The sequence below is a fragment of the Acidovorax sp. genome (assembly GCF_046291265.1).
Taxonomy (GTDB): domain Bacteria; phylum Pseudomonadota; class Gammaproteobacteria; order Burkholderiales; family Burkholderiaceae_C; genus Acidovorax.
In genome coordinates this window covers 39880-57538 of sequence record NZ_JBKBTV010000018.1, presented here as the reverse complement: position 1 = coordinate 57538, position 17659 = coordinate 39880, and the positions used below count along the sequence as shown (strand labels likewise).

Below are 17659 nucleotides of genomic sequence, written 5' to 3'. Positions count from 1 at the left end.
GAAATTTGGCTCTAGCGCTTATCTATCAAGCGCTAGCAGCTATCAAATCAGGAGTTATGAGACTGTGCTGCAAAACCCGCCTGGATGCAGCCCAGGTAGGCCAACACCGTAGCGGCATAGCCCAGCTCCAGCGCATCGGCAATCAGGGCGTGGCCAATCGAGACTTCCAGAACCCCCGGCACTTCGCGCACAAAGGCGGCAAGGTTGTCGCGGTTGAGGTCGTGGCCCGCGTTCACGCCCAGGCCGGCATCCAGCGCCGCCTGCGCCGCGGCGGCATAGCGTTTGATTTGGGCCGCTTGCCGTGGTGTGCCCCAGGCGGCGGCATACGGCTCGGTGTACAGCTCCACGCGGTCAGCGCCTGCGGCTTTGGCAGCGGCCATCTGCTCCGGCACCGGGTCCATGAACAGGCTCACACGCACGCCCAGCGCCTTGCACTCGGCGATCAGGGGCGCCAGCCGCTCGGCATCCTGTGGAAAGCTCCAGCCGTGGTCGCTGGTGAACTGGTCTTCGCTGTCGGGCACAAAGGTGGCTTGATGAGGGCGCACCTGGCGGATGAATTCCATCAGGTTCTGCGACGGGTTGCCTTCGATGTTGTATTCGCGGTCCGGCCAGGCCTTCATCAGCGTCGCCAGCTCGAAAACATCCTGGCCGCGAATGTGCCGCTCATCGGGCCGGGGGTGCACGGTGATGCCCTGGGCGCCGGCCTGCAGGCACAACTCGGCCGCGCGGGTGACACTGGGAATGCCGAGGTGGCGCGTGTTGCGCAGCAGGGCGACTTTGTTGACGTTGACCGACAAGGCGGTGCGGTGCGATGGCTGTGAAGTGGGTGTCATAGGGCCTGCAGGTCAATCATGAGCTGGCGGGTGCGCAGCATCGGACTGCCGCAATGGTATTGCAGCAAGGTCCGCAACTGCGGTTTGAGTTCAGCGGCCACTGGCGCACAGGCGCGCAAGGTGGCGGTGTAGCTGGCGGTGTCGTCCAGCGCGCGCTGCAGCGTTTGCCACTGGCTGCCAAGCAGGCCCGCGCGGTCTGCGGGGGACGCGGCACGCAGGCCGCCTTCGGCCACCAAGGTGTAGCGCGTGGTGGCCTTCAGCGGCTCCAATGTCATGGTCTGCGCATCCAGGCCGGGAAGCAAACCGATTTCACGCAGCAACAGCAGCTCGAAGCTGCGCAACACCGGCTCCAGCGCATCACCGTGCTCGCTGGCCAACACGCGCACCACACCGGCATAGGCATCGAACAGGGCATGGTGCGGGTCGGCGCGGGCCAGCAGGCGCAGCAGGAGTTCGTTAAGGTACATGCCCGACAGCAGCGCATCGCCCGTGGGCATCACATGCCCGCCCACCCACTCTGCGCCTTTGAGGGTGTGAATGTCCGCATTGCCATCGCCCGTGAGCGTGTAGGTCACCAGAAGGGGCTGCAGCGGCAGCAGCACCGGGCGAAAGTTGGAGCTGGGCTTTTTCGCGCCCTTGGCGACCAGCGCAACACGCCCTTGCTGGCGGCAAAAAACTTCCAGGATCAGGCTGGACTCGCTCCAGTCGTAGCTGTGCAGCACGAAGGCGGGTTCATCGGAGACACGGCGCGCGGGCATGGATTGCTATGTTATCAATAGCTGCTAGCGCTTATCCATCAAGCGCTGGAGGCCAATTCTCTTCAGATCAAAGATCCACTGCACTCGAACGCCCGGCGCACTGCCCGAAAGCGTCACGGCGCTCGTTGATCAGAAGGCCGCGGAGCAGGCCATGCCAGCGGATGTCACGGAACGGGCTTTGCCCGGCCGCTGACGTCGCCCCCTGGAGGGGAAGGCGCCGCAGGCGACTCAGGGGGAACTCACTCATAACCGAACGAGCGCACGCGGGCTTCGTCGTCGGCCCAGCCGGAGCGGACCTTGACCCACAGCTCCAGGAACACTTTGGCATCCATGAGCTTTTCCAGCTCCTGGCGGGCTTCGGTGCCGATGCGCTTCAAGCGCTCGCCCTTGTCGCCGATGACCATCATCTTGTGGTTGTCACGCTCGACCACGATGGTGGCGGCGATCTTGACCATGCGCTTGTGCGCCTTGCTGGCTTCTTCCTCGAACTTGTCGATGACGACTGTCGAGGTGTAGGGCAATTCGTCGCCCGTGAAGCGGAACAGCTTTTCGCGCACGGTCTCGGAGGCCAGGAATTTTTCGCTGCGGTCGGTCAGCTCGTCTTCGCCATACCACCAGGCCTGCTCGGGCAGGTATTTGGCGCAGATGCCAAACAGGCGTTCAATGTCACCCTTGTTCTTGGCCGACATGGGCACGAACTCGGCAAACGGATGGCGCTCCTGCATGCTCTTGAGCCAGGGGGCCAGCTCGGCGCGGCGGTGCACCATATCAAGCTTGTTGGCCAGCAGCAGCGTGGGAATGCCGGGTTTGAACAGCGACAGCACCTTGGCGTCGGCCAGCGTGAAGTTACCAGCCTCAACGACGAAGAGGATCAAGTCCACATCGCCGATTGCGCCCATGACCGTCTTGTTGAGCGACTTGTTGAGCGCGGTGGCGTGCCGGGTTTGGAAACCGGGCGTGTCCACAAAAATGAACTGCGTCTGCTCGCGCGTGCGGATGCCCGTGATGCGGTGGCGCGTGGTCTGCGCCTTGCGCGAGGTAATGCTGATCTTCTGGCCCACGAGGGCATTGAGCAACGTGGACTTGCCCACGTTGGGCTTGCCCACAATGGCGATCACGCCACAGCGCTGACCGGGGATAGCCGCCGGAGCGCCCGCGGCGGCCAGCATGGCTTCCAGGTCATTTTGCACCGGAGCGCTTTCTGGGTCTGCATCACCAGCTACATCTTTGGTAGCATCATTCATAATTTCTTTGCTTTCAATGTGGCCAGCATGGCCTCTGCGGCGGCCTGCTCGCCCGCCCGGCGGGAACCACCGATGCCACGCTCGGTGAGGCCCAGTTCGGGAATATCGCACTCGACATCAAAGGTCTGGCGGTGTGCGGCGCCTACCGTCGCCACCACTTTGTACTGCGGCAGCTTCATTTTGCGGCCCTGCAGCCACTCCTGCAACGCGGTTTTCGGGTCTTTGGAGGCTGCCTGCATCTGCGGATTGATCTCTACACCCTGAAACAGCCGGTGGACCAACGCCTCGGCGCTGGCATATCCAGCATCCAGGTACACAGCACCGATCAAGGCCTCCAGTGCATCGGCAAGGATGGAGGGACGCTGCTGCCCACCCGACTTGGATTCGCCCTCGCCCAGACGCAACACCTCGGAAACTTTCAACCGCAAAGCCAACTGGTGCAAGGTGTCTTGCTTGACCAGGTTGGCGCGTACCCGCGAAAGATCCCCTTCCGGCAGCGCCGACAACCGCTGGTACAGCAGGCTTGCCACGGCCAGATTTAGAACGGAATCACCCAGAAACTCCAGCCGCTCATTGTGGTCCGCAGAAAAACTGCGGTGTGTGGTAGCGCGCTGAAGGAGGGACGGATCGGAAAAGACATACTGCAGGCGGTCCTGCAACGCTAAAAGGCCAGGATGCACTTATTTGGTCTGCTCTTCGAAGCGGTAAACGAGGAAGGCCGGGCCCGCCAGAGCGATTTCACGCGAGTACTTGAATCCCACCACGGTTTTGTCACCGCGCTTGGTGATCTCAAGGTCACTGCCTTTGATGGACGTGATGTCGTCGATAGCCGCAGCCCGATCAAATGCCGCTCTGATACCTGGAACCGTGCCTTCGAATTTTGCCTTTTCTGCAGCTTTCTTTATGGCGACATTCTCCAGAAAGATAGGCACCGACTGACCGCCAATCGCGAAAGCGGCAACAGCAAACACGCCAATAAATACAAGCCCAAAAAATGACAAGCCGCGCTGACGCGACCGGCTGGCTGTACGATGCAATTTCATAATTTACCCTCTCCTTGTGTTCTGCGACGGATCCCGCTCAATGAAATGGACCAATTCGCTTGAGACTACCGAAATTCATCCAGACAAAAAAGGCTTTTCCGACAATATTGCCCTCAGGCACAAACCCCCAATAGCGCGAATCCAGAGAGTTGTCCCGGTTGTCGCCCATCATGAAGTAGTGGCCTTCAGGCACCTTGCAGGTGACGCCTTCGACACTGTAGCGGCAGTTGTCTCGGTAGGCAAAATTGCTAGCACCCTGCACAAAGGCGGGCACATCCGGATTGTTCAGCAGGCGGTGCGGCTGGTTCCCCAGCTGTTCTTCGAACTGCTTGAAATAGCGCATCGAATCTTCTTCAAAAAAATCAGGCGCTGCTTTGGTGTCCACGGCTTGGCCGTTGATCGTCAGGCGCTTGTTGATGTAGGCAACCTCGTCGCCCGATACACCCACGACCCGCTTGATGTAATCCAGGCTTGGTTGCGGTGGGTAGCGAAACACCAGCACATCACCGCGCTCTGGCTTGTTGCCCTCGATGATCTTGGTATGGATCACCGGAAGGCGAACGCCATAGGTGAATTTATTCACCAGAATCAGATCACCGACCAACAAGGTCGGAATCATGGACCCCGAAGGGATTTTGAACGGCTCAAACAGAAACGAACGCAAAAAGAACACCGCGGCTATCACGGGGAACAGGCCCGCTGTCCAGTCCAGCCACCAGGGCTGCATGAGAATGCGCCCCTTGGCCTCTTGCGCATCCACATCCACTTGCCGAATGCCCATGCGATCCAATTCGGCGCGACGTTGTGCTGCGGCGTCTTCGATGGCCTGTGCTGCCCGCCGACGGCGGGGCAGGAAATACAGCCGCTCGGCCAGCCAGTACGCCCCGGTGACCACCGTGGCCAGAAACAGCAAAAGCGCAAAGTTGCCTTCAATGGCACCCATGTACCAGGCGCCGATATAGCCCGCAAAAGCGGCCAGCACCATGGAGGTGATGATTTGCATGAACTGCATCAGTCTTCCACCTGCAAAATAGCCAAAAATGCCTCTTGTGGCACCTCGACCGAGCCAATCTGTTTCATGCGTTTTTTGCCTGCTTTCTGCTTCTCAAGGAGTTTGCGCTTGCGGCTGACGTCACCGCCATAACATTTTGCCAACACGTTTTTGCGCAAGGCCTTGATGGTCTCGCGCGCAATGATGTTGGCACCGATGGCCGCCTGGATGGCCACGTCATACATCTGGCGACTGATGATTTCGCGCATTTTCGCGACCACGGCACGGCCGCGGTACTGAGACTGCGAACGGTGCACGATGATGGACAAGGCATCCACCTTTTCACCGTTGAGCAGAATATCGACCTTCACCACGTCGGAGGCTCGATATTCCTTGAACTCATAGTCCATGGATGCGTATCCGCGCGACACCGATTTGAGTTTGTCGAAGAAATCGAGCACGATTTCACCGAGTGGCATCTCATACGTCAGCATGACCTGACGACCGTGGTACGCCATGTTCATCTGCACGCCGCGCTTTTGGTTGGCCAGAGTCATCACCGGGCCCACATAGTCCTGGGGCATGTAAAGGTGCACCGTGACAATGGGTTCACGGATTTCTTCCAACCGCCCTTGATCGGGCATTTTGGAAGGGTTCTCCACCATCACCACTTCGCCATCTGCCCGGACCACCTGATAGACCACGCTGGGAGCGGTCGTGATGAGATCCTGGTCGAACTCCCGCTCCAGCCGCTCTTGCACGATTTCCATGTGCAAAAGCCCCAAGAATCCACAGCGAAAACCAAAGCCGAGCGCCTGGCTCACCTCGGGTTCGTAGTGCAGCGACGCATCATTGAGCTTGAGCTTTTCCAGCGCATCACGCAGAGAGTCGTATTCACTTGCTTCGGTGGGGTACAAACCAGCAAACACCTGGGGTTGAATTTCCTTGAAGCCTGGCAACGCCTCAGAAGCTGGGCCCGCGTTGTTGGGCAACTTCTTTTCGAGCGTAATGGTGTCGCCCACCTTCGCTGCCTGCAACTCTTTGATGCCGGCAATGATGTAGCCGACCTGGCCTGCGTCTAGCGAGTTGCGCGGCTCGTTGGCGGGCGTGAAGACGCCGAGGTTATCGGCGTTGTACACCGCCTCGCTCGCCATCATCTTGATGCGCTCACCCTTGAGCAGACGGCCATCCACCACGCGCACCAGCATCACCACGCCCACATAGCTATCGAACCAGCTGTCGATGATCATCGCGCGCAGCGGGCCATCTGCCTTGCCACGTGGTGCAGGCACCTTGGCCACAATGGCTTCCAGGATCTCGTCAATGCCCATGCCGGTCTTGGCCGAACAAGGGATGGCGTCGGTCGCGTCAATGCCGATCACGTCCTCGATCTCTACCTTGGCATTCTCTGGGTCTGCGTTGGGCAGATCCATCTTGTTCAGCACCGGCACCACTTCGACTCCAAGGTCCAGCGCGGTGTAGCAGTTGGCCACGGTCTGTGCTTCTACGCCCTGAGATGCATCAACGACGAGCAGAGCGCCTTCACATGCAGACAACGAACGGCTCACTTCATACGAGAAGTCGACATGGCCCGGCGTGTCGATCAGATTGAGGTTGTAGACCTGTCCGTCCTGCGCCTTGTACTGCAGCGCAGCGGTCTGCGCCTTGATGGTTATCCCACGCTCTTTTTCGATGTCCATCGAGTCCAGAACCTGAGCCTCCATATCGCGATCTGACAAGCCTCCGCAGCGCTGAATCAAGCGGTCGGCAAGCGTCGACTTGCCATGGTCGATGTGCGCAATGATGGAAAAATTTCTGATGTGGTTCATCAACGGAAAGCGTCAAGTGATTGAATTAAAACAGTGCGCACAAGAAAAAAGGGCGCGTCGAATGGCGACGCGCCCTGAACCAACAATCATTGGCAACTGCGATAGTTGGATCTTCATTGTAGGCAAAAAGCCCGCCCGAGAAAGCCCGGGCAACTGCATCTGAGGGGAGTTGCCAAGGTGCAACAAGGATTTTATACACAGCTTATTCACAGTCGCATCAACAACAACGCTGGACAACTTGTGGGTGAGCTGTGGATCAGCTGTGCATTGCACAAAAACATCCCGCATCGTGAACATGGCACCCGTCGATATGCAATTGGCATTGAACAGGGACCTCTATTCTATCGAATTTGATCCAAGACCATGCGTAAAGTTAGCACAGGCTAACATCTAACTCGATCTTAGAAACGGGTGGAATACGCCTTCAGACTCGGTCAAGCAGCGAAAGCCCCCGCACTCAAGCAGGGAATCACGCCTTCGCAAACCCCGCAAATCATCAACGAGCGGGTCGGATCAACGCGTACTGCGCCCATTCTCCCCGGCGATACAAGATGTTGATGGGCTTGCTCTTGTCGGCCTTGCTCAGTGCAGCTTCGAACTCTTTGACGCCCGATACTTCCGTGTTGGCGATTGACAAGATGATGTCACCTTCCCGCAGCCCTGCACGCGCAGCAGCCTCTGTCACCGCAGCAACTGCGACACCACCGCGAAGCTTCAACTCTTTCTTCTGAGCATCGGTCAACTCCGTCACGGCCAAACCAATCTGTTGCGCAGCCACCGACGCCTTAGGCTTCTCCTCACGCTCCGGCGCCTTTGCCACAGCGGGCTTGTCTGCTTCGATCTCGGCAATTGTGATGCCCAAGTCACGCGAGGCTCCGCGTCGGAAAACCGTCAACGTGCTCTTGTTGCCCGGTTTGGTATTGCCCACAAGGCGCGGCAGGTCCGCCACCTTTTCAATCGGCTTGCCATCGAAGCGCGTGATGATGTCCCCCGCCTCCACGCCAGCCTTGTCCGCTGGCGAACCCGTCTCCACGCCTGTCACCAGTGCGCCCTGCGCCTTGCCAAGGCCGATGGATTCAGCAACATCCTTGGTGACTTGACCAATCTGCACACCAATGCGTCCGCGGGTAACGCGGCCCGATGCACGCAGTTGCTCGCTCACGCGGATTGCTTCGTCCATCGGGATCGCAAACGAGATCCCCATGAACCCGCCTGAGCGCGAATAGATCTGGCTGTTGATACCGACCACTTCACCACGCATGTTGATGAGTGGCCCACCTGAGTTACCCGGGTTAATGGCGACATCCGTCTGAATGAAAGGCAGGTAGTCGCCCGTGTCACGCTGCTTGGCGCTCACGATGCCTGCAGTGACCGTGTTCTCCAGGCCGAAAGGCGAGCCAATGGCCATCACCCACTCGCCAACGCGAAGGCGGCTGACATCACCCACTTTGACCGCGGGCAGCCCCGACGCTTCAATCTTCACCACCGCCACATCCGTGCGCTTGTCAGCACCGACGATCTTGGCCTTGAATTCACGCTTGTCCGGGAGGGTCACGATGACTTCTTCCGCACCGTCAACCACATGGGCGTTGGTCATCACAAAACCATCGGCCGTCAGAATGAAGCCCGATCCCACGCCACGCGGCTGGGGGTCTTCCTCTTGTTGCGGCCGTTGTGGCCGCTGCTGACGGGGTGCATTCGGAATGGGCACGCCGAAACGACGGAAGAATTCCAACATCTCTTCATCCATGCCGTTGGCATTGCCACGAGCGGCGGCTTTTTCTACCGTTCGGATGTTGACGACAGAAGGACCTACCTGGTCCACCAAATCCGTGAAGTCGGGCAACCCTCTCACCACGGCGGACGGCTGCGCGTTGGCGACTCCATGCGGCAACACCAACAGACTGGATGCCCCGGCAAAAACACTGACAAGTGCCGCGGAGCGCAGCGTATCCCAAACAAACTTTGGCATCATTGACCTTTCATGATTTGTAGCGACGGCTGTCAACAAACTGTGTGTGATGTGAAGAGTGTGCAGCGATTTGGTTCCCAAACGCACAGCGTCCGCCCGATGACCATTCGGACCATCTCCCATAGCGCTTGGCCCGCTCGACAATCGCGGTGAGGGGATGCGGCAGAAACTCAGCGAGCGCGCTCAAGCTGACCCGCAAAAAGACGCAGTGTCTGAAGCGGCACCTCCCCCACCACGGTGACCCAAGTGTCTGGCGGCACACGCTGCGCAAGCAATTGCGTAGCCCCCATGCTGGTCACCTGAGGCTCCGCGGGATAGCGCTGCGAATCAAAGGACTCAAAAAACAGCGATATCGAAGCCAGTCCATCCGAGTAAAGACACTGCAGCACGCTTGGAGCGCTTTCTGACGCAGAGACTGAACGACGAAGGCAACTTACCGCGATAAATCCCGCGACCGGCTGGCGCAAGATCCAACCTTCAGCCAGCGCGGTGGTGTTGACCACAGCAGGAGCGACCACCTTGAAGCCCGCCGTAGCGTCCATCATCCGAGACAATTGTTCTGCGCGGACCGAAGCATTCAAATCCAGCTCAGAAAAAGCGGCTTGCTCCAACACCCGGCCATCCCCGCCCAGCGTTTGAAGTTTGACGACCAGTCCCGTGTCGCGCTCGCTCCACAGCCGGTAACCGAACCGCAGAGAGTCTTGCGGCTTGAACCACACAACATCGGCTACATGGCCCGCTACCCGCTCTTGCCCTAAAAGGCGCACCCCGTAGAACTGAGAAATCGAAGCACCGCTGACGACCGGAACCCGTGGAAAAATGCCGGAGGCTTCACGCTGATCCGTGCGAACCACCCGAGACTGGGGCAAGAACGTACGCACCTCATCATTGCGTCGAAAAACGGTGCGTGGTGTGCCACTGAGCGCTTCCACGCGTTCCAGTTGCTGCGCTCCATCACACGCATGCCATATTCGCGAGCTGGCCATCGCCCCTGCGGACGACAACACCACGAAGGTACCGGTGTACGCCCGTGCGCAAGGCGCCAAGCGCACCCGTTCAATCCACTGCGCCGCATCGCGTTCGACCGTTGGTACTCGACTCGTGGCTTGACCAGGCGCATCAGCGGCGGGCGCAGCAGCAGCCGCTGATATCCAAATGGTCCCAAGCGCCAGTGCAAACAGAAGCTTGTTGCCACCACGGGGCAGGCTGCGGATTTCTTTCACCAGTTCAAAAGTAACCATCACCCGCTCTCAGCATCAGAAACCGCCCAGAACAGCGCCCACCTCAGCGACCCGGAGATTCGAACGTCGCGTTGCGCAAGAATCCTGCGGGCATCTGCAATGCAGAGGTGCTGCCGAACTGCTTGTGTGCGGCCAGAAGTTCATCGAGACGGGGGTCACGAAGCATGACTTGCTGACCATCACTGTCAACCACCGCAACCACAGGTGCTGCAGGCACCACCGACCGCGTCGGAGCGGAAGCCAATTGCCCCCCGGGCGCCTGACCCGTACCCTGCAGCGTGGCCAGCGACGTCCACCCAATGGCGGCAACAGCCGCCAGCGATGCAACGCCAGCAACCATCTTCCACCGAAAAACGGATGCATTGGCAGCCCGGTCCACGCCAGCAGCAGCAACCACAGCGACCAACGGCTCGGCAGGCCGCGGCGAAATAGTTTCTTGCGCAATCTGCTCACGCAAGCGGGCCATAAACGCCAGATTTGCGGGCCGCGCTAGTTCCGACGAGCGCAACACATCCCCGACCAAGTGATAAAGCTCCCAGGTCGACCGCCCTTCATCACCGCAAGCAAAAGACACGGCATCACGCCACTCTCCATCATGCAGTTGACCATCCGCCAGCGCCGAGAGCTGTTCACGTTGACTCAATTCATCGATCATCATGGTGTTATCCAAAGACCCGTCGTTACCTGATATAGCCTGATTCATTTCTATCACCTCACCAACGTTTGCCTGACTGGTTCTCAAGCAAAGGCCGTACGCGTGCCGAGATAGCTTCGCGTGCCCTGAAAATCCGGGAGCGCACCGTGCCGATGGGACAACCCATTGCGGTAGCGATCTCCTCGTAACTCAGCCCTTCGATTTCGCGTAACGTTACAGCCTGGCGCAAATCGTCGGGCAATGCCTCCATCGCCGCATTCACGGCTTGCGCAATTTCTCGGGCTGCAAGTACGGTTTCGGGTGTTTCTTCGCTGATTAGTTCATGCCCAAGGCGGGAAGTTTCATCATCATCGTCATTGCCGCGCAGGGCATTCTCTGAAATCACCGGATTGCGCTTCATGTCCATCAGCGCCTTTTTTGCGGTATTGACAGCAATCCGGTACAGCCAGGTATAAAACTGCGCGTCCCCCCGAAACTGATGGAGTGCGCGATAGGCCCGAATAAACGTCTCCTGCGCAATATCAGGAATGATGTCGGTGTCACGCACCATCCGCCCGATAAGTCGCTCGATGCGGCGCTGGTATTTGATGACAAGTAACTCGTAGGCACGCTGATCGCCCGCTACCGTGCGCTCCACCAGTTGGAGATCGCTGTCTTCGGGAGGGGAAGGCGGAATTACAGTCATGGGTACTCGGGATTCACACCCCACGGCTGTTGGCCGGGGCGGTTTCGTCAGCGTTGTCAGCGCCCGGTCTGGCGCGCGAATATACCGCACGGCGCAAGTCCATCCAACGCTCTGGCTGGCTCGAACGCTCCAACCACAGCCAGATGCGGCTACGCCCTGCGGGCAATACAGACACCCAAAGGCGGGTCTGCATGTCCAGAAGGACTTCGGGAGGCGCAGAAAGTGCCCACGGAACGCCCTTCGGGTCTGGATCTAAAAGATGCCAATGGAGCCCGTCCCAATGCAGAGCACCAACAAACTGGCCACGCCAGCACTGCAAAGCACCAACCCCGGCGAGGCACCAGAAAATCCAAGCAACAAATTTTGGAGGGGAGGCCGTCCCGGCGCCTTGAAAGGACCAAGCAGCCAAGGCGCAAAAACCCAGGACCAGCAGCGATACCAAGACCACGGCAAAGGCGGCGCTGCGCCTGAGCGGATAAGAAACAGAAGGCGGCTGCCGCGACACTCGGCTCATTCAACGCCACACATCTGCAACGAACGAGGTTGGAGCTCGCCCCTGTAGAGCTCGTGCGAGACGACAATAAGTCGAACGCCGACAAAGAGCCCGGGCTGGGCCAGAAAAACAGGAGTGTTCAGTGCCGTCAGACGCGCTTGAAAACCAACGTCCCGTTGGTGCCACCAAAACCGAAGTTGTTTTTGACTGCGACATCGATCTTCATGTCCCGCGCTGTGTTGGCGCAGTAGTCCAGATCGCACTCAGGATCCTGATTGAACAGGTTGATGGTGGGGGGAATCTTCTGCTCGTGCAGGGCCAGCACGGTGAACACACTTTCAATTCCACCCGCACCACCCAGCAAATGCCCGGTCATCGATTTGGTCGAACTGATCACGGTCTTGTAGGCATGCTCGCCCAAGGCCGCCTTGATCGCATTGGTTTCGTTAAGGTCACCCAAAGGTGTGGAAGTGCCGTGAGCGTTCAGGTAGTCGACCTGATCCGCATTCAAGCCCGCATTGCGCAAAGCACTGAGCATGGCGCGACGAGGGCCATCCATGCTGGGGGCGGTCATGTGGCCTGCGTCAGCACTCATGCCAAAACCACTGAGCTCGGCATAAATCTTGGCGCCACGGGCTTTGGCGTGTTCGTATTCTTCCAGCACCATCACCCCGGCCCCTTCGCCCAGCACAAAACCGTCACGGTCCTTGTCCCAGGGGCGAGACGCGGTTTTCGGGTCGTCGTTGCGGGTGGACAAGGCACGCATGGCAGCAAAGCCACCAATGCCGAGCGGAGAAACCGTGGCCTCGGTCCCACCGGCCACCACCACGTCTGCGTCTCCGTATTCGATCATGCGTCCGCCTTCACCGATACAGTGCAGGCCTGTTGTACAGGCCGTCACGACCGCAAGATTAGGGCCTTTGAAGCCAAAACGCATGGACACATGGCCAGCCACCATATTGATGATGGATGCAGGCACAAAAAAAGGCGTGATACGCCGAGGCCCGCGGCTGACCAGCTCTGCATGGGTGTTTTCGATCAGCGGCAAGCCACCGATTCCAGAGCCGATCACACACGCAATGCGTGTTGCGAATTCGTCGCTGAGAGCCTCACCCGTTGGCAAACCAGCGTCCTGCACCGCCTGCGCAGCTGCGGCAATGCCGAAATGGATAAAGGCATCCATCGCGCGCGCATCCTTCGCGCTGATGTACGACTCCAGGTCAAGACCTTTGACCTCCCCTGCAATTTTGCAGGCAAAGTTCGACGCATCGAACTTGGTAATGAGATCAATGCCGGATTGGCCGGCAAGGAGATTGGCCCAGGAATCGGCCACCGTGTTGCCCACGGGGCTGACGCAACCCAGGCCGGTCACGACAACGCGACGACGGCTCATGCGTAAAAAACCTTTTGCTGATCGCTTGAGTCAGGCGCAATGCGCCGCTCAGGCCTTCTGGTGGGTGTTGGCGTAGTCGATGGCGTTTTGCACCGTGGTGATCTTTTCGGCGTCTTCGTCGGGGATCTCGATGCCGAATTCGTCTTCCAGTGCCATCACCAGTTCCACGGTGTCGAGCGAGTCGGCACCGAGGTCTGCCACGAAGGCCTTTTCATTGGTGACTTGAGACTCTTCCACACCGAGTTGCTCGGCAATGATTTTTTTGACGCGTGCTTCGATATCGCTCATGGTTTCCCTCTGGGGGTTGTAAATGAATCCGCGATTCTAGCCGCTTCAGGAGAAGCCCCTCAGCAGCCCGCCGTCCGGATGAACCGGCGTTAACTTGTCTCAATTACATGTACATGCCGCCATTGACGTGCAACTCCTGCCCCGTCACATAGCCAGCCTCACGCGAAGCCAGATAGGCGACCGCATGAGCAATGTCTTCAGGCTTGCCCATATGCCCCAAAGGGATCTGCGCATTGAGGGCTTTTTGCTGTTCTTCCGGCAACGCAGACGTCATGTCCGTCTCAATAAAACCGGGCGCCACGCAGTTGACGGTGATGTTTCGACTGCCCAGCTCCCGGGCCAGTGCACGGGTCATGCCCGCCACACCCGCCTTGGCGGCAGCGTAGTTGGCTTGCCCTGGGTTGCCAGAGGCCCCCACCACACTCGTGATGCTGATGATGCGCCCAAACCGCTGTTTCATCATGGGACGAATCGCCGCACGGCTGACCCTGAAAACCGCTTTGAGGTTGGTGTCCAGCACCGCATCCCAATCATCGTCCTTCATGCGCATGGCCAGGGTGTCGCGGGTGATTCCCGCATTGTTGACCACCACGTGCAAACCCCCTTGCTGCTTGACGATAGCGTCAATGAGCGCCTCGATGGCGGCACCGTCATTCACGTTCAGGTTGGCGCCACGGCAGCCTGGATAGGCCGCCAGGGCCTTCGTGATGCGCTCTGCACCCTCGTCCGTGGTGCCGGTTCCCACGACCTGATAACCACGGGCTGCAAGCTCCAAGGCAATGGCAGCGCCAATGCCACGCGATGCGCCGGTAACCAGCGCCACTTGCGCCGTCTGGGTCGAATCCGTCATGCCAACAACTCCCGGGTTTCAGCCAAGGTGGCCATGTCAAACAATGCAGCACCGACCAGCTCAGGGTCAATGCGTTTGGTCAGGCCCGCCAGCACCTTGCCAGGGCCACTTTCAACAATATGGGTCACACCACGCGCCTTCAGCGCATGCACACACTCCACCCAGCGCACCGGGCCAAAAGCCTGGCGGTAGAGCGCATCGCGAATCGCGTCACCATCTTGCTGCACCGCGACATCGACATTGTTCACCACAGGGATCTGGGGCACGGCAAGCGTGACCTCGGCCAGCGCCACGCGCAGTTTTTCGGCCGCAGGCTTCATCAGGCTGGAGTGGAAGGGCGCCGAAACCGGCAGCAGCAGTGCACGCTTGGCGCCCGCAGCCTTCAGCACTTCGCAGGCCTTATCGACACCTGCCTTGGTGCCCGCAATCACGGTCTGCGCTGGGTCGTTGAAATTGACGGCTTCCACCACCTCCACCGATCCCGCTCCGAAAGAAGCCAGGGCTTCAGCACAACCGGCAACCACCTTGGATGCGTCCAAGCCCCGAATCGCCGCCATCGCACCCGTGCCTGCTGGCACCGCCTCCTGCATGGCAGCGGCGCGCAAGCGGACCAGCGGTGCCGCTTGCGCCAGCGTGAGGACACCGGCCGCCACCAGGGCCGAATATTCTCCGAGCGAATGACCCGCCAACGCCACGGGCGCAGCGCCACCCTCGGCGCGCCAGACGCGCCAGGCGGCAACGCCCGCCACCAGCATCACGGGCTGGGTGTTGGTGGTCATTGCGAGCGCTTCTTTCGGGCCTTCCTTGATCAACAAGGCGATGTCTTCACCCAAGGCATCCGATGCTTCTTGCAGGGTCTGCGCCACCACAGGGTGGTCGCCCCAACCGTCGAGCATGCCCACCGACTGGGAACCCTGCCCCGGAAAGACAAATGCAAAAGACTTCATGAAAAATCCAAAATATGAATGAAATTAGCTTCTATCGCTTATGGATAAAGCGCTACTAGCTACAATTTCAGGAGCACCGCACCCCAAGTGAAACCACCGCCCACCCCTTCGAGGAGCAGCGTTTCGCCCTTCTTGACCTGGCCTGTGCGAACCGCATGGTCGAGCGCCAGCGGGATGGAAGCCGCAGAGGTGTTGCCGTGTTGGTCCACCGTGACCACCACCTTGTCCATGGACATCTTCAGCTTACGGGCCGTGCTTTGCATGATGCGGATGTTGGCCTGGTGCGGAATCAGCCAGTCAATATCCGCCTCGGTCAGACCCGCCTTGGCGAGAACGGCATGGGCGGCTTTTTCCAGAACGCCCACCGCCAACTTGAAAACCGCCTGACCATCCATCTTGAGCACGGGATCGCCCAACACCTGCCCACCCGACACATTGCCCGGCACACAGAGGATGTCGACGTGTTTACCGTCCGCATGGAGGTCGCTCGACAAAATGCCGGGCGTCTCCGAGGCCTCCAGCACCACGGCGCCTGCCCCATCGCCGAACAACACGCAGGTGGTGCGGTCGTTGAAATCCAGAATGCGGCTGAATACTTCAGCGCCAATCACCAGCGCACGGTTGGCAGCACCCGTCTGGATCATGGCATCCGCCACCGACAGGGCATACACAAACCCACTGCACACCGCTTGCACGTCAAATGCGGCGCAGCCATTGGCGCCCAGTTTGTTCTGCAAGATACAAGCGACCGAGGGGAACACCATGTCCGGCGTCGACGTGGCCACAATGATCAGGTCGATGTCGGTGGGCTGCAGCCCGGCCGCCTGCAAGGCATTGCGCGCAGCTTCCAAACCCAGATCACTGCTGGTCACGTCAGGCGCTGCAAAGTGGCGCGCCCGGATACCCGTGCGCTCCACAATCCATTCGTCCGAAGTTTCGATGCCGCGTTGGCCCAGTTCGGCTACCAGATCGGCGTTGGTTAACCGGCGGGGTGGCAGATAACTGCCGGTGCCGGTAATGCGGGAATAGCGTCTCATCTAGTGTGTGGTCGCCGCCACGCCAGGCTTGGGCTGGGCATCTGCAGGCACCAGAAGGGGCGCCGCATGCGCAATCCGGGTCCGGACACGGTCGAGCAAGTTGTTGCGGGCTGCATCATACGCCCGGTTCAACGCCTGCTCGAACGCCATGGCGTCGGCCGAGCCGTGGCTCTTGAACACCAGCCCGCGCAGACCCAAAAGCGCCGCGCCGTTGTAGCGGCGGTAATCCATGCGGCTCATCAGCGCTTTTAGAACAGGATAGGCGACGATCGCAGCCATTTTGGTGAAGATGTGGCGAGAAAACTCTGCCTTCAACCCACCAATGACCATCGATGCAACACCCTCGCTCGCTTTCAGCGCGACGTTGCCCACAAAACCGTCACACACCACGATGTCCACGGTTCCTTTAAAAATGTCGTTGCCTTCGACATTTCCATAAAAATTCAAATCGCCGGAGTTGGCAGCCGATCGAAGCAGTTCACCTGCTTTTTTGATGACTTCGCTGCCTTTGATGACCTCTTCGCCAATATTGAGCAGACCTACGGTGGGCTCATCGACATCTTTGAGGACCGACACCAAAGCCGAACCCATGACGGCGAATTGCAGCAGATGCTCTGCCGAACAATCCACATTGGCTCCCAGGTCCAGCACGGTCGTGGCGCCACCCTGGGCGTTGGGCAACTGCGTGGCAATGGCCGGGCGGTCAATACCATCGAGCGTCTTGAGCAAGTAACGGGCAATGGCCATCAACGCGCCGGTGTTGCCGGCAGAGACAGCCGCAGACGCGGTTCCATCCTTGACCTGCTGAATCGCCACACGCATCGAAGAATCCTTCTTCTTGCGCAAGGCGACTTCCACAGGGTCGTCCATGGCCACCACTTCGGAGGCAGGAACGATGGTGGCACGGTCGTGCGAAAACGCCTGCAAGCTGTCCGGCAGACCGACAAGCAGCAGACGGGCGTCAGGGTGGTGGTCGAGAAACTGGCGGCACGCCGCGAGCGTGACGCGGGGGCCATGGTCGCCCCCCATGCAGTCAACAGCCAGTGTGATCATGGGCGACTTGTCCGGTCGGCCAGGCAGGCCGAAAGATGAATACGACGGTCAAAACAAAGGCCCGCGCTACATTTTTAGTAGCAACGGGCCTTTGGATGGGGCGAAAGTCAGGCTTCAGACTTGTTCTTCAGCACCTGGCGGCCACGGTAAAAACCGTTGGGGCTGATGTGGTGACGCAGGTGCGTTTCACCGGTAGTGGGTTCCACAGCAATGCCTGGCACCACCAGAGCATTGTGCGAGCGGTGCATACCGCGCTTGGAAGGGGACTTTTTGTTCTGCTGAACGGCCATGATGGCTCCTGATCTGGAATAGGTTGGTAAAAACGCGATCAGCCCAAAAGACACGAT

At 59.4% G+C, this 17659-nt stretch carries 19 protein-coding genes; all 19 read right to left on the bottom strand.

The window, feature by feature from the left end; translation table 11 throughout:
- Positions 1–47: 47 nt before the first annotated feature.
- The 19 genes from ACK41V_RS09475 to rpmF all read right to left on the bottom strand — a co-directional run bounded on the left by ACK41V_RS09475 (position 48) and on the right by rpmF (position 17602).
- The gene (locus ACK41V_RS09475; protein ID WP_409781129.1) at positions 48–833 is read right to left on the bottom strand and encodes a pyridoxine 5'-phosphate synthase; all 786 of its coding nucleotides are present in this window, start codon (positions 831–833) and stop codon (positions 48–50) included.
- Positions 830–1591, bottom strand: coding sequence for a DNA repair protein RecO (gene recO, locus ACK41V_RS09470; protein WP_409781126.1), 762 nt, complete (start codon positions 1589–1591; stop codon positions 830–832). The genes ACK41V_RS09475 and recO overlap by 4 nt, the downstream gene beginning before the upstream one ends.
- Positions 1592–1830: 239 nt before the next feature.
- Positions 1831–2835, bottom strand: coding sequence for a GTPase Era (gene era / locus ACK41V_RS09465; RefSeq protein WP_409781123.1), 1005 nt, complete (start codon positions 2833–2835; stop codon positions 1831–1833).
- On the bottom strand, positions 2832–3515 hold the full coding sequence (gene rnc / locus ACK41V_RS09460) for a ribonuclease III (RefSeq protein ID WP_409781120.1): 684 nt from the start codon (positions 3513–3515) through the stop codon (positions 2832–2834). Before rnc ends, era begins: the two co-directional genes overlap by 4 nt.
- Complete coding sequence (locus ACK41V_RS09455) at positions 3516–3878, bottom strand: DUF4845 domain-containing protein (RefSeq protein WP_409781117.1); 363 nt, start codon at positions 3876–3878, stop codon at positions 3516–3518. It lies immediately after the preceding gene.
- Positions 3879–3915: 37 nt separating this feature from the next.
- Positions 3916–4890, bottom strand: a complete 975-nt coding sequence (gene lepB, locus ACK41V_RS09450; RefSeq protein WP_409781114.1) for a signal peptidase I — start codon at positions 4888–4890, stop codon at positions 3916–3918.
- On the bottom strand, positions 4890–6698 hold the full coding sequence (gene lepA / locus ACK41V_RS09445; protein WP_409781112.1) for a translation elongation factor 4: 1809 nt from the start codon (positions 6696–6698) through the stop codon (positions 4890–4892). Before lepA ends, lepB begins: the two co-directional genes overlap by 1 nt.
- Before the next feature lie 496 nt (positions 6699–7194).
- Positions 7195–8670 (bottom strand): Do family serine endopeptidase, encoded by a 1476-nt coding sequence (locus tag ACK41V_RS09440; RefSeq protein WP_409781109.1) that lies wholly within the window; start codon positions 8668–8670, stop codon positions 7195–7197.
- Between the two features lie 170 nt (positions 8671–8840).
- A complete protein-coding gene (locus ACK41V_RS09435; protein WP_409781107.1) occupies positions 8841–9911 on the bottom strand; it encodes a MucB/RseB C-terminal domain-containing protein in 1071 nt (356 codons plus the stop codon).
- A gap of 43 nt (positions 9912–9954) precedes the next feature.
- The gene (locus ACK41V_RS09430) at positions 9955–10566 is read right to left on the bottom strand and encodes a sigma-E factor negative regulatory protein (protein WP_409781181.1); all 612 of its coding nucleotides are present in this window, start codon (positions 10564–10566) and stop codon (positions 9955–9957) included.
- Between the two features lie 58 nt (positions 10567–10624).
- Entirely contained in the window at positions 10625–11251 is a 627-nt protein-coding gene (gene rpoE, locus ACK41V_RS09425) for an RNA polymerase sigma factor RpoE (protein ID WP_409781104.1), read from the bottom strand.
- Between the two features lie 13 nt (positions 11252–11264).
- Positions 11265–11444, bottom strand: coding sequence for a hypothetical protein (locus ACK41V_RS09420; protein WP_409781101.1), 180 nt, complete (start codon positions 11442–11444; stop codon positions 11265–11267).
- Positions 11445–11892: 448 nt separating this feature from the next.
- Positions 11893–13137, bottom strand: a complete 1245-nt coding sequence (gene fabF / locus ACK41V_RS09415; protein WP_409781098.1) for a beta-ketoacyl-ACP synthase II — start codon at positions 13135–13137, stop codon at positions 11893–11895.
- A gap of 48 nt (positions 13138–13185) precedes the next feature.
- Positions 13186–13425, bottom strand: a complete 240-nt coding sequence (acpP, locus tag ACK41V_RS09410; RefSeq protein ID WP_003058049.1) for an acyl carrier protein — start codon at positions 13423–13425, stop codon at positions 13186–13188.
- Between the two features lie 103 nt (positions 13426–13528).
- Complete coding sequence (gene fabG, locus ACK41V_RS09405; RefSeq protein ID WP_409781088.1) at positions 13529–14275, bottom strand: 3-oxoacyl-ACP reductase FabG; 747 nt, start codon at positions 14273–14275, stop codon at positions 13529–13531.
- Complete coding sequence (gene fabD, locus ACK41V_RS09400; protein ID WP_409781085.1) at positions 14272–15222, bottom strand: ACP S-malonyltransferase; 951 nt, start codon at positions 15220–15222, stop codon at positions 14272–14274. Before fabD ends, fabG begins: the two co-directional genes overlap by 4 nt.
- Before the next feature lie 59 nt (positions 15223–15281).
- A complete protein-coding gene (locus ACK41V_RS09395) occupies positions 15282–16259 on the bottom strand; it encodes a beta-ketoacyl-ACP synthase III (protein WP_409781082.1) in 978 nt (325 codons plus the stop codon).
- Positions 16260–17312 carry a phosphate acyltransferase PlsX gene (gene plsX / locus ACK41V_RS09390; RefSeq protein ID WP_409781080.1) on the bottom strand — a complete coding sequence of 351 codons (1053 nt, stop codon included), beginning with the start codon at positions 17310–17312 and terminating at the stop codon, positions 16260–16262. It abuts the gene before it with no gap.
- A gap of 107 nt (positions 17313–17419) precedes the next feature.
- The gene (gene rpmF, locus ACK41V_RS09385; protein WP_007830466.1) at positions 17420–17602 is read right to left on the bottom strand and encodes a 50S ribosomal protein L32; all 183 of its coding nucleotides are present in this window, start codon (positions 17600–17602) and stop codon (positions 17420–17422) included.
- Positions 17603–17659: the final 57 nt, after the last annotated feature.